The organism is Pararhodobacter sp. CCB-MM2 (assembly GCF_001691415.1).
Lineage (GTDB): Bacteria > Pseudomonadota > Alphaproteobacteria > Rhodobacterales > Rhodobacteraceae > Pararhodobacter.
Map to the genome: position 1 here is coordinate 148,935 of NZ_LRRR01000006.1, position 16,595 is coordinate 165,529.

At 67.4% G+C, this 16,595-nt stretch carries 20 protein-coding genes and 1 tRNA gene; 11 read left to right on the top strand and 10 right to left on the bottom strand.

Annotation, left to right across the window (positions count from 1 at the left end; genetic code table 11):
• The first annotated feature begins 14 nt into the window (after window positions 1-14).
• The 5 genes from BCY78_RS09215 to BCY78_RS09235 are packed head-to-tail and all read left to right on the top strand — an operon-like array spanning window position 15 to window position 3,718.
• Window positions 15-1,307, top strand: a complete 1,293-nt coding sequence (locus BCY78_RS09215) for an NAD(P)/FAD-dependent oxidoreductase (protein ID WP_068300607.1) — start codon at window positions 15-17, stop codon at window positions 1,305-1,307.
• A complete protein-coding gene (locus BCY78_RS09220) occupies window positions 1,304-2,056 on the top strand; it encodes a DUF1365 domain-containing protein (RefSeq protein ID WP_068300609.1) in 753 nt (250 codons plus the stop codon). The genes BCY78_RS09215 and BCY78_RS09220 overlap by 4 nt, the downstream gene beginning before the upstream one ends.
• Entirely contained in the window at window positions 2,053-2,616 is a 564-nt protein-coding gene (locus tag BCY78_RS09225) for a DUF3833 domain-containing protein (protein ID WP_068300610.1), read from the top strand. The genes BCY78_RS09220 and BCY78_RS09225 overlap by 4 nt, the downstream gene beginning before the upstream one ends.
• Window positions 2,613-3,335 (top strand): SDR family oxidoreductase, encoded by a 723-nt coding sequence (locus BCY78_RS09230; protein WP_068300612.1) that lies wholly within the window; start codon window positions 2,613-2,615, stop codon window positions 3,333-3,335. Before BCY78_RS09225 ends, BCY78_RS09230 begins: the two co-directional genes overlap by 4 nt.
• A 56-nt stretch (window positions 3,336-3,391) precedes the next feature.
• A complete protein-coding gene (locus BCY78_RS09235) occupies window positions 3,392-3,718 on the top strand; it encodes a DUF3775 domain-containing protein (RefSeq protein WP_068300614.1) in 327 nt (108 codons plus the stop codon).
• 90 nt (window positions 3,719-3,808) lie between these two features.
• On the opposite strand, the gene BCY78_RS09240 is transcribed toward BCY78_RS09235, so the two are convergent.
• The 3 genes from BCY78_RS09240 to hmgA form a co-directional block, all read right to left on the bottom strand.
• Entirely contained in the window at window positions 3,809-4,012 is a 204-nt protein-coding gene (locus BCY78_RS09240; RefSeq protein WP_068300616.1) for a hypothetical protein, read from the bottom strand.
• A 15-nt stretch (window positions 4,013-4,027) separates the two neighbouring features.
• Window positions 4,028-5,284, bottom strand: coding sequence for a fumarylacetoacetase (gene fahA / locus BCY78_RS09245; RefSeq protein WP_068300617.1), 1,257 nt, complete (start codon window positions 5,282-5,284; stop codon window positions 4,028-4,030).
• A gap of 94 nt (window positions 5,285-5,378) precedes the next feature.
• Entirely contained in the window at window positions 5,379-6,746 is a 1,368-nt protein-coding gene (hmgA, locus tag BCY78_RS09250; protein WP_068300618.1) for a homogentisate 1,2-dioxygenase, read from the bottom strand.
• A gap of 153 nt (window positions 6,747-6,899) precedes the next feature.
• On the opposite strand from hmgA, the gene BCY78_RS09255 reads away from it, so the two are divergent.
• The 6 genes from BCY78_RS09255 (at window position 6,900) to BCY78_RS09280 (ending at window position 11,539) form a co-directional block, all read left to right on the top strand.
• Window positions 6,900-7,337, top strand: coding sequence for a MarR family winged helix-turn-helix transcriptional regulator (locus BCY78_RS09255; protein WP_068300619.1), 438 nt, complete (start codon window positions 6,900-6,902; stop codon window positions 7,335-7,337).
• Window positions 7,334-7,687 (top strand): CidA/LrgA family protein, encoded by a 354-nt coding sequence (locus BCY78_RS09260; protein WP_068300620.1) that lies wholly within the window; start codon window positions 7,334-7,336, stop codon window positions 7,685-7,687. Before BCY78_RS09255 ends, BCY78_RS09260 begins: the two co-directional genes overlap by 4 nt.
• Entirely contained in the window at window positions 7,680-8,396 is a 717-nt protein-coding gene (locus BCY78_RS09265; RefSeq protein ID WP_068300622.1) for an LrgB family protein, read from the top strand. Before BCY78_RS09260 ends, BCY78_RS09265 begins: the two co-directional genes overlap by 8 nt.
• 195 nt (window positions 8,397-8,591) lie before the next feature.
• Window positions 8,592-9,044 carry a GAF domain-containing protein gene (locus BCY78_RS09270; RefSeq protein WP_068300624.1) on the top strand — a complete coding sequence of 151 codons (453 nt, stop codon included), beginning with the start codon at window positions 8,592-8,594 and terminating at the stop codon, window positions 9,042-9,044.
• A gap of 1 nt (window position 9,045) precedes the next feature.
• Entirely contained in the window at window positions 9,046-10,086 is a 1,041-nt protein-coding gene (locus BCY78_RS09275) for a saccharopine dehydrogenase (RefSeq protein ID WP_068300626.1), read from the top strand.
• A gap of 91 nt (window positions 10,087-10,177) precedes the next feature.
• Complete coding sequence (locus BCY78_RS09280) at window positions 10,178-11,539, top strand: MATE family efflux transporter (RefSeq protein ID WP_068300630.1); 1,362 nt, start codon at window positions 10,178-10,180, stop codon at window positions 11,537-11,539.
• A 12-nt stretch (window positions 11,540-11,551) separates the two neighbouring features.
• On the opposite strand, the gene BCY78_RS09285 is transcribed toward BCY78_RS09280, so the two are convergent.
• From BCY78_RS09285 to BCY78_RS09315, 7 genes are all read right to left on the bottom strand, one after another.
• Window positions 11,552-12,238 carry a glycosyltransferase family 2 protein gene (locus BCY78_RS09285; RefSeq protein ID WP_068300631.1) on the bottom strand — a complete coding sequence of 229 codons (687 nt, stop codon included), beginning with the start codon at window positions 12,236-12,238 and terminating at the stop codon, window positions 11,552-11,554.
• The gene (locus tag BCY78_RS09290) at window positions 12,235-12,810 is read right to left on the bottom strand and encodes a DedA family protein (RefSeq protein WP_068300633.1); all 576 of its coding nucleotides are present in this window, start codon (window positions 12,808-12,810) and stop codon (window positions 12,235-12,237) included. Before BCY78_RS09290 ends, BCY78_RS09285 begins: the two co-directional genes overlap by 4 nt.
• The gene (locus BCY78_RS09295) at window positions 12,810-13,943 is read right to left on the bottom strand and encodes a ceramide glucosyltransferase (RefSeq protein WP_068300636.1); all 1,134 of its coding nucleotides are present in this window, start codon (window positions 13,941-13,943) and stop codon (window positions 12,810-12,812) included. The genes BCY78_RS09290 and BCY78_RS09295 overlap by 1 nt, the downstream gene beginning before the upstream one ends.
• Window position 13,944: 1 nt before the next feature.
• Window positions 13,945-14,784, bottom strand: coding sequence for a UDP-2,3-diacylglucosamine diphosphatase (locus tag BCY78_RS09300; protein ID WP_068300638.1), 840 nt, complete (start codon window positions 14,782-14,784; stop codon window positions 13,945-13,947).
• Between the two features lie 283 nt (window positions 14,785-15,067).
• Window positions 15,068-15,142, bottom strand: a tRNA-Lys gene (locus tag BCY78_RS09305).
• 154 nt (window positions 15,143-15,296) lie between these two features.
• On the bottom strand, window positions 15,297-16,034 hold the full coding sequence (locus tag BCY78_RS09310) for a response regulator (protein WP_068300640.1): 738 nt from the start codon (window positions 16,032-16,034) through the stop codon (window positions 15,297-15,299).
• Window positions 16,031-16,531, bottom strand: coding sequence for a MarR family winged helix-turn-helix transcriptional regulator (locus tag BCY78_RS09315; protein WP_068300642.1), 501 nt, complete (start codon window positions 16,529-16,531; stop codon window positions 16,031-16,033). Before BCY78_RS09315 ends, BCY78_RS09310 begins: the two co-directional genes overlap by 4 nt.
• Window positions 16,532-16,595: the final 64 nt, after the last annotated feature.

Below are 16,595 nucleotides of genomic sequence, written 5' to 3' on the forward strand. Positions count from 1 at the left end.
AGCAGGAGAGCCCCATGCCGTTCGAATCCGTTCCCATGCCGCCCAAGCGCATTGCTGTCATTGGCGGGGGCATCTCGGGCATGGCCGCCGCCTGGATGCTGGCACCGCAACACCATGTCACGCTGATCGAGGCCGCCCCGCGCCTCGGCGGCCATGCCCGCACGGTGATGGCGGGTCGCAATGGCGATCAGCCGGTGGACACGGGCTTCATCGTCTTCAACCACGCAAATTACCCCAACCTCACCGCCATGTTCCGCGAGCTGGAGGTGCCGACCGCGCCCGCCTCGATGAGCTTCGGTGCCTCCTTCGACAACGGCGCCTGCGAATATGCGCTGGCCTCGCTGGACACGCTCTTCGCCGCCCGCCGCAACCTCGCCGATCCGCGCTTCCTGCGCATGGTGCGCGACATCCTGCGCTTCAACGCCAAGGCCGAGAGCGTTGCCACCGACCCCGAGATGTCCATCGGCGGGCTGATGGACCGGCTGGGCATGGGCTCGTGGTTCCGCGAGCGGTATATTGCGCCGTTCTCAGGCGCGATCTGGTCGACGCCCAAGAGCAAGATCATGGAGTTCCCCGCCCGCGCCATGGTCGATTTCTTCCGCAACCACGCGCTCTTGTCGAATGGCGGGCAGCACCAGTGGCACACGGTCAAAGGCGGCTCGATCGAATATGTCACCCGGCTGGAGCGCAGCCTGCGCGCGCGGGGCGTCGAGATCCGCCTGTCCACGCCGATGGCCGGCGTGCGCCGCAACCCGCTGGGCGCCGAGCTGCGGGCCGAGGGTGGCGATTGGGAAGCCTTCGACGAAGTGATCTTCGCCACCCATTCCGACACCACCCTGTCGCTGCTGTCCGATGCCTCCGAGACCGAGCGGCTGGCGCTGTCCGCTGTCGGCTATCAGGACAACCACGCCGTCCTGCACCGCGATGCCTCGATCATGCCGAAGCGGCGCAAGGTCTGGTCCTCCTGGACCTATACCGAGCACGCGCCGGGCGACCGCGACCGCATCAGCCTGTCCTATTGGATGAACTCGCTGCAGCCGATCCCGATGGAGGACGAGATGTTCGTCACCCTGAACGGCTCGCGTCCGATCCGCGACGAGCTGATCTATGACGAACACACCTTCCGCCACCCGGTCTATGACCTCGCCGCCTTTGCCGCGCAGGATGTGCTGCGGGTGCTGAACGGCCATAACGCGACCTGGTTCTGCGGCGCGTGGATGAAGAACGGCTTCCACGAGGACGGCTTCGCCTCGGCGGTGGATGTCGTGCAGAAGATGGGCGCGCAGGCGCTGCCGGCGGCGGCATGAGTGCCGTCGAGCATATCGCCGGGCGCACCTTCCACGGGCGCGACGGGGCGTTGCAGAACCGCTTCGCCTATGGCGTCGACTATGTGCTGGTCGATGCCGAGGCGCCGCAAAGCGCCCCCCGGATCTTCGCCCGTAACCGCGCCGGGCTGCTGTCGCTGCACGATTCCGACCACGGCGGCGAGCGTGGCAAGGGACGCGGGGCGGCATGGGTGCGCGAGGTGCTGTTGCAAGCCGGTGCGCCCCTGCCGCAGCGGATAGAACTTCTCGCCCAGCCCCGCGTTCTGGGCCATGTGTTCAACCCGGTCAGCTTCTGGCTCTGCCACGGGCCTCAGGGCCTGTTCTGCGTGATCGCCGAGGTCAACAACACCTTCGGCGACCGCCATTCCTATCTCTGCCATCGCGACGATTGGGCGCCGATCACCGCCGAGGACACGCTGGAAGCCCGCAAGATCTTCCACGTCTCGCCCTTCCAGCCGGTCGAGGGCGATTACCGCTTCCGCTTCGACCTGCGCCCCGACCGGATCAACATCCGCATCGCGTATGGTCATGCCAAGGGCGGGCTTGTCGCCACGCTGACCGGCCCGCGCCGCGCCGCCACTACCGGCGGGCTGCTGCGCGCGATGCTGCGCCGTCCGATGGGCTCGCGCCGGGTCCTGGCGCTAATCCACTGGCAGGCGCTGAAACTCTGGTGGAAAGGCGCGGGCTACAATCCACGCCCGACACCCCCTGCGCATGAGGTCTCACGATGACCCAGATCCTGCTTACCCTGCTGGCCGTTGTGATGGTCGTGCTGATTGCGCGCCGGTTCCTCGGCTTCACCGCCCAGCGCCCCACCGATTACGCGGCGATGGCGCCGCAACTGGACATCCGTCAGCACCTCTCGGGCCCGATCCTGTGCGAAGGGGTGATCTATGGCCCGACCGGCCGCGTCACCTCGCGCTTCGTGGCCGAGATGGAGGGGCTGTGGGATGGCAATCGCGGCATTCTGGACGAGCATTTCCACTATGCCAGCGGCGAGGTGCAGCACCGGCAATGGCGCCTGACCTTGGGCAATGACGGCGTGGTCAAGGCCGAGGCCGATGACCTCACCGACCCCGGTCGCGGCCGGCAGGAGGGCGCCGGGCTGCAACTGCGCTACCGCATCCGCCTGCCGGACCACGCGGGCGGCTGGGTGCTGGATGTGACCGACTGGATGTACCTGATGGAGAACGGCACGATCATCAACCGCAGCCAGTTCCGCAAATTCGGCATCAAGGTCGCCGAACTGGTCGCCACCATGCGCCGCTTGCCTGAGGGAGAGGCGGTATGAAGGTCGAGACCTGGTGGCTGATCGGCGCCTCCGAAGGGCTGGGACGCGCGGTCGCCGAGGCGATGGCAGCCGAAGGGGCCTCGCTGATCCTGTCGGCCCGGTCCGAGGATCGTCTGCGGTCACTGGCGGACGGGCTGGGGGCGAGGGTTGTCGCGATGGATGTGAGCGACCCGCTCTCCGTTGCGCAGGCCGCGGCGCAGGTGGGCCAGCCGGACGGAGTGCTGTACCTCGCCGGGACCTATTGGCCGCTCAAAGCGCAGGAGTGGGACAGCGCGAAGATCGAGACGATGGTGGACGTGAACCTTCTGGGCGCGGTGCGGGTGCTGGGCCATGTCCTGCCGCAGATGATCGCGCGGGATCGGGGGCGGATCGTCCTGACGGGCTCTCTGGCCGGGTTCCGGGGCCTTCCGGGGAGCCTCGGCTATGGGCAATCGAAGGCAGGGCTGATGAACCTCGCGCAATCGCTGCAGGCGGATCTGGCGGGCACGGGCGTGGCGGTGCAGCTGGTCAATCCGGGCTTCATTCGCACGCGGCTGACCGCGAAGAACGACTTCAACATGCCATTCCTCATGGATCCCGAGGACGCCGCCGCCCATGTCCTGCGCGCGATCCGCAAACGTCGCCCGGCGACCTCGTTCCCCGCGGTCTTCTCGTGGCTGTTTCGCGCGGGCCGGCTGTTGCCGACCGCCGCGTGGAACCGGATCTTCGCGCGCGGGTAAACCTTGCACGCGGCCTCTAACGGCGCGACACTGGATGCGAAAGACAGGAGGCCCCGATGAGCGATCTGGAGATCAACATCAAGAAGGTGGTGCACATCATCTTCCAGGCCCGAGAGAAGGGCCGCAGCACCGAGTTGCATGAGTTCATCGACGCGATGAACGATGACGAGAAGGCCAATCTGGCAGCGCTGGCGTGGATCGGCCGCGGTGCCTTCGAGCCCGAGGACTTCGACGAGGCGCTGGCGACCGCGTACCGCGAAGCGACGACGCCGACCGCCGATTACCTCATGGGCATGCCGCATCTGTCCGAGAATCTGGAAGCCGGGCTTGAGGCGCTGGAGATCGACGTGACCGAGGCCGAGGAAGATTTCTTCGACCGCTGAGCGCGTGGCTGTCGGGGTAAGTGGGGGGCGCTGCCCCCCGCCTTCGGCTCCCCCCGGGATATTTACGGCACAAAGACAGCCGGCGTTTGGTCAGTCGCCGTCTGCATCGCCCCCATCCGCATCGTCGTGGCGGCCCGTGCGGTGGTCGGCCCAAGCGTCAGGCTTGTCGCCCGGCGGCGACAGGTCGCGTTGCGGGTGGGATTGAGGGCGCGGGGCAGTGTCCCGGCCTCGGAACGCCAGGTAGAAGACGGCGAACAGGGCCAACAGCGCGAGGATCGACGCAAGGTAGGCCATGTCCGCCGCTCCCGATCAGCGCGCGAAGGGATCGGCCAGCGCGGGCAGCACCACGCCGGTGCAATCTCCGAAGCCGATGGTGTAGCCCTCGCCGTGGCATTCGCCCTTCAGCGTCAGGCGGTCGCCGTCCTGCAGGAAGCTGCGGGTCTGGCCGCCGGACAGCTCCAAAGGCTCCTTGCCGCCCCAGCTGAGTTCCAGAAGCGAGCCGCGGGCCTCTTTGGTCGGGCCGGAGATGGTGCCCGAACCCAAGAGGTCGCCCACCCGCATCGGGCAGCCCGAGGTGGTGTGATGCGCCAATTGCTGGGCCGAGGAATAGTACATTTCCTTGTAATTGGTGCGCGCGATCTCTGTCGCGGCGCCGCCCTCGGGCGTCAGTTCCACGCGCAGGTCGATGTCGTAGAGCATCGGCCGCGGTTCCTCGAGATACGGCAGCAGCGGCTTCTCCCGCGCGGGGGTCGAGGCGCGGAACGGGGCGAGCGCCGGCTTCGTCACGATCCACGGGCTGATCGTCGTCGCCGTCGCCTTGGCCTGGAACGGGCCCAGCGGCTGGTATTCCCAGGCCTGAATGTCGCGCGCGGACCAGTCGTTCAGCAGGACGTAGCCGAAGATCATCGCATCGGCCTCGGCCACCGTCACCGGACCGGTCGAGGGGCGGCCGACGATCGCGCCCATCTCCAGCTCCAGGTCAAAGCGCGCGCAGGGGGCGAAGCGCGGCGCTTCGTCCTGCGGACCTTTCAGCTGACCCCAGGGCCGGCGCACGGCGGTGCCGGACACGACGACCGAGGAGGCACGGCCGTTGTAGCCGATCGGGATGTGCAGCCAGTTCGGCGGCAGGGCGTTCTCGGGGCCCCGGAACATGGTGCCCACGTTGAAGGCGTGGTTCTTGCCCGCGTAGAAGTCCGTGTATTCCGAGACATGGAACGGCATGTGCATCGTGACCGAGGCCAGCGGATGCAGATAATGCGCCACCTGATCCTGCGTCTCGGCCCCCTCGCGCAAGTGCCCCATCAGGGCCGCACGCATCTTCTCCCAGGTCTCGGGGCCGGCGTCCATCAGCGGGTTCCAGACGCCCGACTGCAGCAGCGGCTTGTCCGACAGGCGCAGAAGCCCGGCCTTTTCCATCGCCGCCACGTCCAGCACCTGATCGCCGATCGCCACGCCGCAATGCGGGCCCGTGCCGGGGGTCGAGAACACGCCATAGGGCAGGTTGTTCAGCGGGAAGGGGCAATCGGGGCTGTTGGCCGCGTCGAGCCAGCTGCGGATGAGGGTCATGGATCTCTCGCTTGGAATTGGGCGTAGGGTGGGATTTCATCCCACCTTAGCGGGCAGGCCGGGCGGGTCCACCCCGCCCACGCCCCTGTGATGCTTACTTGATGCCGGGTTTGCCGTCGAATTTCTTCTCCAGCGTAGTCCAGCAATCCAGGTAATTGTCCTGCAACGGCGCCTCGGTCGCGGCCCATTGCGTCAGATGTTGCGGGAAGCGGGTCTCGAACATGAAGGACATCGTGTTCTCCAAGAGATGCGGCTTCAGATCGACGTTCGACGCGCCCTCGAAGGCATCGCGATCGGGACCATGCGGCAGCATGCAATTGTGCAGGCTCAGGCCACCCGGCTGGAAGCCCTGCGGCTTCGCGTCATACTGGCCGTAGATGTTGCCCATCAGTTCGGACATGATGTTCTTGTGGTACCACGGCGGGCGGAAGGTGTGATCGGCCACCATCCAGCGCTCGCGGAACAGCACGAAATCGATGTTCGCGGTGCCCTCCTGCCCCGAGGGCGCGGTCAGCACGGTGAAGATCGACGGGTCCGGATGGTCGAACAGGATCGCGCCGACCGGCGAATAGGTGCGCAGGTCGTATTTCACCGGGCAGTAATTGCCGTGCCACGCCACCACATCCAGCGGCGAATGGCCGATGAAGGTCTCGTGGAACTGGCCGCACCATTTGATGACGACGCGGCTTTTGACTTCCTTGTCCTCAAAGGCCGCGACCGGCGTCTTGAAGTCGCGCGGGTTGGCCAGGCAGTTCGCGCCGATCGGCCCGCGTGAGGGCAGGTCGAACTTCTGGCCGTAATTCTCGCAGACGAAGCCGCGGGCGGGGCCTTCCAGCACCTCGACCCGGTACACGAGGCCGCGCGGCAGAATGGCGATTTCCTTCGGCTCGACGTCGAGGATCCCCATCTCGGTGCAGAAGCGCAGCCGGCCCTCCTGCGGCACGACCAGCAGTTCGCTGTCGGCCGAGTAGAAATACTCGTCTTCCATCGAGGCGGTCACCAGGTAGACATGCGTCGCCATACCGACCTGCGTGTTCACATCGCCCGCGGTGGTCACGGTACGCATGCCGGTGATCCAGCTGTAGCTCTCGCCCTCGCCCGGCATCGGGATCGGATCCCAGCGGTACTGGCCGAGGCTGATCACGTCCGGCAGCACATGCGGCGCAGTCTTCCAGCCTTCGACCTCGATCTTCTGGAAGCGCGAGGTATGTTTGACCGAGGGCCGGATGCGGTAGCACCAGGTCCGCTCGTTCTGACCGCGCGGGGCGGTGAAGGCGGTGCCCGAGAGCTGCTCGGCATAAAGCCCGTAGTTGCATTTCTGCGGCGAGTTCTGGCCCTGCGGCAGGGCACCGGGCAGCGCCTCGGTCTCGAAATCATTGCCGAAGCCGGGCATGTAGCCCTCATGCGCCCCGGTCACGCTGGGCGCGCGGATCATGCCCTTGGGCAGGCTCAGGTCGGTCATGGCAGGCTCCCCACCTCTGGTTTAAGTGTCATCTCCCGTGCGCCTTATATTTATTGCAATTGCAACAATGTCAAGCCGAGACCGCGGGCCGATTGATTTCGCCCGTCTTCTGTGATCCGGTCTGAAACCCGTCCCGCCCGCGAAAGATCCCCGATGTCCGATGCCGACAGCTTCGACCTGAACCGCTTCCTGCCCTACCGGATGAACGCCGCCGCCTCGCGCATCAGCCGCGATTTCGCGGATCTGTACCGCGAGCAGTTCGGCATCTCGATCCCGGAATGGCGCGTGCTGGCGCATCTGCACCATGCGGGCGACGTCTCGGTCCGGGATATCGAGGCGCGGGTGGATATGGAGAAGTCCAAGGTCAGCCGCGCGGCCTCTCGGCTCGAGGCCTCGGGCTACATCACCAAGGCGGTGAACGACACCGACCGCCGGCTTCTGGCCCTGCGCCTGACGCCCGAGGGCAAGGAGCTGGTCGCCCGTGTCCTGCCGATGGCTATGGCGTATCAGGAGACGATGCTGGCCAAACTGGGCCCGCTGGCCGCGCAGTTGGAAGAGGCGCTCGACGCCCTTCTGGACCCCGAGGCATGATCCGCGCGCTGGCGCTGATCCTGCTGTGCCAATTGGCCGGTGAGGTCGCGACGCGCGCGGGTGGCCTGCCGGTGCCCGGCCCGGTGCTGGGCATGGCGCTGCTCTGGGGCCTGATGAGCGCCTTCGCCCCGGTCGCCGCGCTGGTGAAGCCCGTGGGCGAGGGCATCCTGCGCCACCTCTCGTTGCTCTTCGTGCCCGCGGGCGTCGGTGTCGTCGGCCATATAGACCAGCTGGGCACACAGGCACTGGCACTGGGGCTGGCCATCGTCATCTCCACCGCCCTCGCCATCGCCGCGGGCGCCTTGGCCTTCACCCTGGTCGCGCGGCTGACGGGGTCGCGCGATGCATGATTTCGCCGATATCTGGTCCTATCTCGCGCAGGGCCCGCTCCTCTGGCTGACCCTGACTCTGATCGCCTATGTGCTGGCGGATGCCGCAGCCGAGGCCCTGGGTCGCCCGCCCCTCGCCAATACGGTGCTGATGTCGGTCGTCCTGCTGGGGCTGATGCTCTGGGCCACCGGCACGCCCTACGCGACCTATTTCGAGGGCGCGCAATTCGTCCATTTCCTGCTCGGCCCCGCCACCGTCTCGCTGGCGATCCCGCTGCATGCCCAAGGCGCGCGGCTGAAACGCGCGGTGCTGCCCGTGATCGCGGGCGTCGGCACCGGCTCGCTGGTCGCCGTCGCCTCGGCGCTAGCCATCGCCAAGGCCATGGGCGTCGACATGACCACCCTCGCGACGTTGGCGCCGAAGAGCACCACCGCCCCCGTCGCCATCGGCATCGCGCAATCCTTGGGCGGCTCGCCCACACTCGCCGCCGTGCTGGTGATCCTCACGGGCATCACCGGCGCGCTAATGGCGACACCGCTGCTGAACGCACTGCGCCTGAAAGATTGGCGTGCCCGAGGCCTCGCCGTCGGCACCGCTGCGCATGGCATCGGGACCGCCCGCGCCTTTCAGGTCCACCCCACCGCCGGCGCCTTCGCGGGGATTGGCATGGGCCTTAATGCGATCCTCACTGCGCTTCTGGCGCCTGCGGTGCTGCGCCTATTCCTGTAACGCCTCTGGCCAGCCGCGCAGGGGGCTCTGCCCTCTCACCCCCGGGATATTTAGAGAGTAAAGATTGGGGGCGGCGCGATACGTCCCTGTCTTTGTGCCTCAAATATCCCGGGGGTGAGGCCGAAGGCCGAGGGGGCAGCGCCCCCTTTCTTCCCCTTCCGGAGTATGGCAAGAACCCGCGAAACGGAGGCCTCGATGCCCGACTATCCCGCCCTTGCCGAAACGATCCGCGCCCTTGCCCATGGCGAGACCGACACGGTCGCGCTGATGGCCACGCTCGCCTGCGAGGTACATCATTCGGACGACCGCTTCGACTGGACCGGCTTTTACCGCGTGACCGAGCCGGGCGTGCTGAAGATCGGGCCCTATCAGGGCGGGCATGGCTGTCTGGTGATCCCCTTCGACAAGGGCGTCTGCGGTGCTGCGGCGCGCACGGGCGAGGTTCAGCTCGTCCCCGACGTGGATGCCTTCCCCGGCCATATCGCCTGCGCCTCGAGCACCCGCTCGGAACTGGTGCTGCCCGTGCTCAACGGGGCGGGTGCCCTGATTGGGGTGTTCGACCTCGACAGCGACCAGCCCGATGCCTTCACCGAAGAGGATGCGCGCGAACTGGCGGCGATCCTCAAGGAAACTTTCTCCGGAGTCTGACATGGTTCATCTGTGGGTCCGGGCCGAGCAGCGGCCCAACGAGGAGCGCGTCGGCCTTACGCCCGAGGGCGCGGCCGCGCTGATCGCCAAGGGTTTCCGCGTCACCGTCGAGGAAAGCCCGGTGCGCGCGCTGGCGCTGCAGCCCTATCTCGACGCCGGTTGCGAGGTGGCGCCCTATGCCAGCTGGCCCGAGGCGCCCGCGGACGCGATCATCTTCGGCCTGAAGGAGCTGCCCGCCGATGGCTCGCCGCTGAAGCACCGCCACATCCTGTTCGGCCATGCCTACAAGGGCCAACCCGACGGCCCGGCGCTGCTGGCGCGGTTCAAGGCGGGGGGCGGCACGCTCTATGATCTGGAATCGCTGGTCGACGAGACTGGCCGCCGGGTCGCCGCCTTCGGCTATTGGGCCGGGTTCGCCGGGGCCGGCGTGACGGTGAAGGCTTGGGCCGCGCAGCAGGCGGGCGGGATCTGCCCGCCGGTCGCGCGCTATGCCGATCAGAACGCGATGGTGGCGGATCTGGCCAAGGATCTGGGCGACAAACGCCCCACGGCGATCATCATCGGCGCGCTCGGCCGCGTCGGCACCGGGGCGGCGGACCTGCTGGAGCGGCTGGGCCTGAAGGTCACCCGCTGGGACATGGCCGAAACCGCGCATGGCGGGCCCTTCCCCGAGGTTCTGGCCCATGACCTCTTCATCAACTGCATCTTCGCCCGTCCCGGCTGCCCGGTCTTCGTGCCCATCTCGGCGCTGGAGGCCCAGCGCCAGCTGACCGCCATCGGCGATGTCGCCTGCGATCCGGGCAGTGATTACAACCCGGTGCCGGTCTATGACCACGCGACCGACTGGGCCGCGCCGGTGGTCCGGGTGCATGACAATCCCCCGCTCGACGTGATGGCGATCGACAACCTACCCTCGCTTTTGCCGATCGAGGCCTCGCAGGATTACGCCGCGCAATTGCTGCCCAGCCTCAGCACGCTGGACCAGATCGACCAAGGCGTCTGGGCTCGTGCCAAGGCCGAGTTCGATCGCTTCGCAGGTTAAAATTCCGCCCCGAGGGGGTTCCGTCCTGCCCAAATCACAGGCATAAAACACGCCCGGCCCCAACGCCGGGCGTTTTCGTTGGAACCCACCCATGTCAGTTTCTGCTCAACCCGAGGCCCGCCGCGGCTTCCTGTCCAATGCGCGCGCCGTTCTGGTGCTGGGCCTGCCGCTCGTTGGCAGCCATGTCGCCCAATTCGCCCTGCATGTCACCGACACGATCATGCTGGGCTGGTACAGCGTCACCGATCTTGCAGCCGGTGCATTGGGCGCGACGATGTTCTTCGTGCTGTTCACGCTGGGCATGGGCTATGCGCAGGCGGTGATGCCGATGGTGGCGACCCATGCCGCCGCCGACCGCGACACCGAGGTCCGCCGGGTCACGCGTATGGGTATGTGGCTGTCCATCGCCTATTTCATCGTGGCGCTGCCGATCTTCCTGTTCTCGACGCCGATCTTGAACGCCTTGGGGCAAGAGGCCGATGTGGCTCGCCTCGGCGGGGCCTATCTGTCGGTCGTGGGCTTCGGCCTTGGCCCGGCGCTGATCGCCATGGTGCTGAAGAGCTACCTCGCGGCGCTGGGGCGCACCCAGGTGGTGCTTTGGGTCACGGTGCTGGCGGTGTTCGTCAACGTGGGCGTCAACTGGGTGCTGATCTTCGGCAACCTTGGCTTCCCCGAGATGGGCGCGCGCGGCGCGGCCGTGGCCTCGCTGCTGGTGCAGGTGGTGACGATGGTCGTGCTGCTGGCCTATGCGCTGTGGTTGCCGGCGTTGCGGCATTACCAGCTGTTCACCCGCTTCTGGCGCGCCGATTGGGGCGCCATGCGGCAGGTGAATGCGCTGGGTCTGCCGATCGGCCTCGCGTTGTTGTCGGAATCCGCGCTGTTCTCGGCCTCGGCGGTGATGATGGGCTGGCTGGGCAAGAACACCCTCGCCGCGCATTCCATCGCGCTGGAGATCACCGCGATGTTCTTCATGGTCCATCTGGGCCTGTCGAACGCCGCGACGGTGCTGGTTGGTAGGGCGCGCGGGAAGGCCGATGCGCAGGCACTGAAGGAGGCCGCGCTGGCCTCGGTCGCGCTGTCGATCCTGTTCGCGGTGACGACGATGTTGATCTACTTCCTGATGGCCGAGCAGATGGTCGGCCTGTTCATCAAGCCCGACGATCCCGAACGCGATCTGATCATCCCGCTCGGCGTGACCCTGCTGATGGTGGCCGCGCTGTTCCAGCTGGCCGACAGTGGGCAGGTCATGGCGATGGGGCTTCTGCGCGGGATGCAGGACACGCAGCAGCCGATGATCATCGCCGCCGTGGCCTATTGGCTGATCGGCATCCCGGCGGGCTATGGCCTCGGCTTCCTCGCCGGGATGGGCGGGATCGGCATCTGGCTGGGGCTGGTCGTGGGTCTCACGGCCGCCGCCATAGCCCTGCACGCGCGGTTCTGGCGGGCGATCTAGGTCGCCCCCGGCTTAGGCCGCGTCCTTGGCCTGCTGACGCTTCAGCCAGAGGATCTGGGCCATCAGCTCGCGCGGGGTCTGACAGCGCAGGATGTCGCGGATCATCCCGGCATCGCCCTTCAGGCCCCGCCACATGCCCTGCTTTTGCGACTTCCACGGGCTGGAGACCCCCGGCCAGCCGACCACGGCGACCGAGAGGCCCCGCGCCCGCAGCGCCCGGTTCAGGAAGACCTCGAACCCGAAGCGCGGCAGGGTGGCCAATTGCGGGGCGACCTCTTTCAGCAGGGAGACCGGCAGCACCCGCTCGCCGCTGATGTAATCGACCCCAATCGCCCGCCAGACCCCCGGCGCATTGCCGCGCAGGGACAGGCTGGCCCCCGCGTGACCGTCCAGCACCGGGCGCGCCAGCTTGGTCACAGCCTCCGGCGTCAGGCCGATCAGGTCGGCGTCCAGCAGCATCACATGATCGCCGTCCAGCGCGGCGATGCCCATGGCCAGCGCGGCGGTCTTGCCGCTGTTGACCGGCATCTCCAGCACCTCGACACCCATGGCCCGGGCCACAGCGGCGGTGCCGTCGGTCGAGCCGTCATCGACCACCAGCACCCGGTCCAACAACGGATGCCCGGCCACGGCGCGCAGGACGCCCGGCAGACGAGCCGCTTCGTTCCAGGCGGGGATGAGGCAGGTGAGCCGCGTCATGCCCGCCCCTCGCGCCCACAATGCAGCCACAGGCCGAAGCCCAGCAGCGCCAGCGCCACGACGAGCACGATGGTGCGGTCGAGCCACAGCTCGGCATGCTGCCATTGATCGCCCATCCACCATCCCAAGGCCACCAAGGCCCCGGATTTCACAAGCGTCGCCAGCAAGTTGACAAGGAGGAAGCGCCAGAACGGATAGCGCGCGGCACCGGCGGCCATCAGAACCGCGAAGCCCGCCCCATGGGTCAGCTTGCCGATGACCAGCAGCCGGGTGCCATGATCCTCGATCTCGCGCTTCAGACGCTCCTGCAGGCGGGCATTGCGGGCGATCAGCCGCTCGCGCAGCCGGGCCGGCAGCAGCCGCCCGCCCTGACGCCCGACCCCATAGAGCAGCGCGTCGCCCAGCAGATCGGCGAGGACCACAACCACCAAGAGGCCACTCAGCGACATCAGCCCCCGCCCGGCGAGGTATCCGCCCAAAACCGAGACGATCGGCCCCTCGACCAGCGCCAGAGGCGCCATCAGCAGCAGGCCGTGATCCTGGATCAGGGCCAGAAGATCGGCATTTCCCATTATTCCGCCGGTGCGATCACCGGTCCCCTCTCAGGGCCGCGCGGAGTCTCGTCCGCGCCCATGGCCGTGCCGCGCCAGTCAAAGCCCCGGCGGGCGAAGGTGGCCAGCCACAGCGCCGGCAGCATCAGGTCGCGCAGAGGCAGCACGGTAAGGTCACGCCAGCCACCGGGCCAACGGGCGGCGCGGATCAGGGCGATCTCGGCCCCGTACCACGCCAGCAGGAAGGGCACCCCGGCCTCGGGCCCTGCAGCGGCGAAGGCCAGCAGCGCGGGCACGAGGGCGCCGTTCAGGATCTCCATCAGGAACAGGCCGGGGAAGGCATCGCGGCGCACGCGGCTCCAGCGCAACTGCCGGTCCCAGACTTGCCGCAAACCCCGGCGCCCGACCGGCTGGGTGAACGGCAACGGCGTCAGGCGGACCTTCAGCCCTGCCCCGCGCACAAGGCGGGTCGCGGCGGCGTCTTCGGCCAGATACCGGCCCAGCGCGGCGAAACCGCCCTCACGCTCCAGCAACACGCGGTTGACGAACATCGTCTTGCCCTGCGTATAGCCGTCGCCGAGGCTGTCGGCCGCCAGTTGCAGCCGCGCCTGATTGGAATTGAGGATCGCGCATTCCAGATGCCCGCCCCAGCCCTCGGGCCGGATGCCGACGGGCGGCGAGGACACGAGGCCCGTCTCGGCGTCCCAGCACCCGACGACCACCGACAGATAATCGCGCGGCAGCAGCAGATTGGCATCGGCCATGCAGATCCAGTCCGACCACGCCGCCTGCCAGCCCTTCCACAGGTTGTTCAGCTTGGGGTTCCGGGTAACCGGATCCGAACCGATCAGCAGCTTGGCGGAGACCTGCGGGTGGCGCTCGATCAGGTCGCGAACCAGCGGGATCACCGGGTCGCGCGGATCCTGCGCGCAGAAGATGATGTCATAGGACGGGTAATCCTGCGTGAAGCTCGATGCCAGCGTCTCGGCGTCGAAAGGGTCGATCCCACAGACCGGCCGCAGCAGGGTCACATGCGGCTGGCCCAACACCCCGTCGCGCTGCCGCTTCTGGCCCAGCCGACGCCAGTACAGCGCGACGGTGCCCAGATGCAGCCCAAGGAAGGTGGCCGCGCCCAATGCCAGCAACAATGCCATCTCAGGCCTCCAGCAGGTCGCCATGCGCCGGCAGGGGCGCGGTGGCAGTGTCGGTTGCGGTCTCGGGCTCGGGCGCGAAGACCAGTTGCAGGCGGCCGTCGAAGCCCTCGACGATGCCGCTGGTGCTGTCGACCCAATCGCCGCAATTGGCATAGGTCAGGCCCAGTTCGTCATGCAGGCCGGCAAGGTGGAAATGACCGCAGATCACGCCGTCCAGCCCCTCGGCCCGGGCGAGGTCGACAAGCTTGCGCTCATGCGTCCGCCCGGCATGCATCAGCGTGTTGATTGACCCCAGCAGGGCCTCGACCCAGGATCGCGCTTCGCCCGGCGATTGCCGCCACAGCCGCTGCAACACCCGGTCGAGGCTGCGCAGGGCATGGTCCAGACGGCTGCCGAGGCGGGTGAAGACATGGGCGCGGAACAGGCGGGCATCGACGCAATCGCCGTGGATCACGAGGTAGCGCTTGCCGTTGGCGGCGCGGTGGATCAGCCGGTCGATTGCCTCGACCCTCGGGCGGGCCGCTTTCGGCGCGCGATGGGGATGCGGATCGTGATTGCCGCGCAGATAGACCAGGGTCGCGCCCTCGGCCTGCCGCTGGTTCAGGTGATCGATGACCGCCTGATCCTCGTCCGTCCAATGCGGCAGCAGCGGTTGCCACAGGTCCAGCACATCCCCAACAAGGAAATAGGTCTCGGCCCGATGCGCCTTGAGGAAGTCCAGTACGCGGTCCGATTTGGAGCCCAGCGCGCCAAGGTGAAGATCCGACAGGAACAGGCTGCGGCAGGCACGGGGGCTAGGTCGATGATCGGCGACGGCGGCGGCATTCGGGCGGTGGGACATCGGGAACCTGGTCTCTCTGCTCTCGCGCGCAACCTGCCCCCGGGACGAGACACTTGCGTGACGATTCGTTGACGGTTCTGCAACGCAGCATGAGGGAGAGGCCGTCGCCCGCGCCGCCAAGTCCCAAGGCGAATCGAAGCGACGGAGGCCAGACGCCCGCCGGAAGGGCGATGGGGCGGGGAATTGGGGGAAAAACGGGCGGATTTGGCGTGAGAACCGCGAAATCAGGCCCGGAAAAACCTCAAGGGCCCGGGCGTTGCCGCCCGGGCCCTTGGAAGGAAAGTGGTGAGCCGGATAGGGATCGAACCTATGGCCAACTGATTAAAAGTCAGTTGCTCTACCGCTGAGCTACCGGCCCACTGTGGGAGGCTAACTAGAAAGAACCGGGTCTGGGGTCAAGGCACAATCGACCATTTTTTTCGCACGAATTTCAAGGATCCGCGCATTGCCGTCCCGTCATGCGGTTTCGCCCGTGGAATCACCCGGTCGCGGGCACCCGAACCGCCCGAGTGTCATCCCGTTGTCAGCATATACCCCTCGCCGCGCACCGTCTGCAGATAGCGCGGGCGACGCGGATCGACCTCCAGCTTGCGACGCAGACGGGTGATCTGCACATCGACCGCCCGCTCCTGCGCGGTTTCGGCGCCAAGGCCCCGTTCGCGGCCCAGCTGATCGACCAGAGCCTCGCGACTGACGACCTGCCCATGCTTCGCCGCAAGGATCCGCATCAGGGCCGATTCGGTCTGGGTCAGACGAACCGGATCGCTGCCGTCTCGCAGTTCGCCCGTTTCGATCTCATAGCGCAGCGCGCCGAGCATCAGCACCGGCTGCGCATTGGCGGCGCTGTCGGGGCGCGGGGCGCGGCGCAGGATCGCGTTGATGCGCAGCACCAGCTCGCGCGGTTCGAATGGTTTGGGGATGTAATCGTCGGCCCCGGCCTCGAACCCGGTGATGCGGTCCTTGGCCTCGCCGCGCGCGGTCAGCAGGATCACCGGCGTCGCCATCTCGCCGCGCAGCCATTGCGTCAGCGCCACGCCGTCCTCGCCCGGCATCATCACGTCCAGCACGATCAGGTCGAAGGCCAGCCCGGACAGCAAGCGCCGCGCCTGCGCCGCATCGCGCGCCGCCGTCACCATGAAGCCCTGCTTCACCAGATAGCGCTTGAGCAGCTCGCGGATCCGCTCGTCGTCATCGACGATCAGCAGATGCGCCGTCTGGTCCTGCGGAACCGGGGCCAGATCGGCAGTCATGGCCGCCCGTCCTTCAACGCCGTGTAGTGGCTGCGGATCGAGTCATCCATCATCGCCTCCAGCACCTGCCGGAACCCCGCCACCGCCTGCGGCCCGGCGGCGCGATAAGCCGCCCGCATCCGCGCGCGCTGCGCTTCCGAGAGCTGGCGCTCCAACTCGGCCCCCTCGGCGGTCAGATAGAGGTGCCGCTCACGACGATCCTCACGCCCGACACGGGATTCCACGAGGCCATCCTCGATCAGCGTCCGCAGCACGCGGTTCAGCGATTGCTTGGTCACGCCCAGCACGGCCAGCAGGTTGTTCACCGTGGTCCCGCGCGAGCGGTTGATGAAGTGCAACGCCCGGTGATGGGCGCGGCCATAGGACATATCGGCCAGAATCCGGTCGGGATCGGCGGTGAATCCGCGATAGGCGAAGAACATCGCCTCGATGCCCTTGCGCAGCTGCTCGTCCGTCAGGAACAGCAGGTTCTCGCCTCCTGTCGTGCCGTCCGCCATCATGCTCTCCCGTCTCAGACCGCTGAATTTCGGTGCGCCCCGTCTTAAGTCAGCCTTGTTGACT

What these genes read in the sequence shown, in the direction of transcription:
- BCY78_RS09280 (WP_068300630.1), top strand. Translation starts at nt 10,178, where the DNA reads ATGTCAGTTTCTGCTCAACCCGAGGCCCGCCGCGGCTTCCTGTCCAAT.
- BCY78_RS09235 (WP_068300614.1), top strand. Translation starts at nt 3,392, where the DNA reads ATGAGCGATCTGGAGATCAACATCAAGAAGGTGGTGCACATCATCTTC.
- BCY78_RS09310 (WP_068300640.1), bottom strand. Translation starts at nt 16,034, where the DNA reads ATGACTGCCGATCTGGCCCCGGTTCCGCAGGACCAGACGGCGCATCTG.
- BCY78_RS09265 (WP_068300622.1), top strand. Translation starts at nt 7,680, where the DNA reads ATGCATGATTTCGCCGATATCTGGTCCTATCTCGCGCAGGGCCCGCTC.
- BCY78_RS09255 (WP_068300619.1), top strand. Translation starts at nt 6,900, where the DNA reads ATGTCCGATGCCGACAGCTTCGACCTGAACCGCTTCCTGCCCTACCGG.
- BCY78_RS09295 (WP_068300636.1), bottom strand. Translation starts at nt 13,943, where the DNA reads ATGGCATTGTTGCTGGCATTGGGCGCGGCCACCTTCCTTGGGCTGCAT.
- BCY78_RS09300 (WP_068300638.1), bottom strand. Translation starts at nt 14,784, where the DNA reads ATGTCCCACCGCCCGAATGCCGCCGCCGTCGCCGATCATCGACCTAGC.
- BCY78_RS09240 (WP_068300616.1), bottom strand. Translation starts at nt 4,012, where the DNA reads ATGGCCTACCTTGCGTCGATCCTCGCGCTGTTGGCCCTGTTCGCCGTC.
- BCY78_RS09225 (WP_068300610.1), top strand. Translation starts at nt 2,053, where the DNA reads ATGACCCAGATCCTGCTTACCCTGCTGGCCGTTGTGATGGTCGTGCTG.
- BCY78_RS09260 (WP_068300620.1), top strand. Translation starts at nt 7,334, where the DNA reads ATGATCCGCGCGCTGGCGCTGATCCTGCTGTGCCAATTGGCCGGTGAG.
- BCY78_RS09290 (WP_068300633.1), bottom strand. Translation starts at nt 12,810, where the DNA reads ATGGGAAATGCCGATCTTCTGGCCCTGATCCAGGATCACGGCCTGCTG.
- BCY78_RS09220 (WP_068300609.1), top strand. Translation starts at nt 1,304, where the DNA reads ATGAGTGCCGTCGAGCATATCGCCGGGCGCACCTTCCACGGGCGCGAC.
- BCY78_RS09275 (WP_068300626.1), top strand. Translation starts at nt 9,046, where the DNA reads ATGGTTCATCTGTGGGTCCGGGCCGAGCAGCGGCCCAACGAGGAGCGC.
- BCY78_RS09270 (WP_068300624.1), top strand. Translation starts at nt 8,592, where the DNA reads ATGCCCGACTATCCCGCCCTTGCCGAAACGATCCGCGCCCTTGCCCAT.
- BCY78_RS09215 (WP_068300607.1), top strand. Translation starts at nt 15, where the DNA reads ATGCCGTTCGAATCCGTTCCCATGCCGCCCAAGCGCATTGCTGTCATT.
- fahA (WP_068300617.1), bottom strand. Translation starts at nt 5,284, where the DNA reads ATGACCCTCATCCGCAGCTGGCTCGACGCGGCCAACAGCCCCGATTGC.
- BCY78_RS09230 (WP_068300612.1), top strand. Translation starts at nt 2,613, where the DNA reads ATGAAGGTCGAGACCTGGTGGCTGATCGGCGCCTCCGAAGGGCTGGGA.
- BCY78_RS09315 (WP_068300642.1), bottom strand. Translation starts at nt 16,531, where the DNA reads ATGGCGGACGGCACGACAGGAGGCGAGAACCTGCTGTTCCTGACGGAC.
- hmgA (WP_068300618.1), bottom strand. Translation starts at nt 6,746, where the DNA reads ATGACCGACCTGAGCCTGCCCAAGGGCATGATCCGCGCGCCCAGCGTG.
- BCY78_RS09285 (WP_068300631.1), bottom strand. Translation starts at nt 12,238, where the DNA reads ATGACGCGGCTCACCTGCCTCATCCCCGCCTGGAACGAAGCGGCTCGT.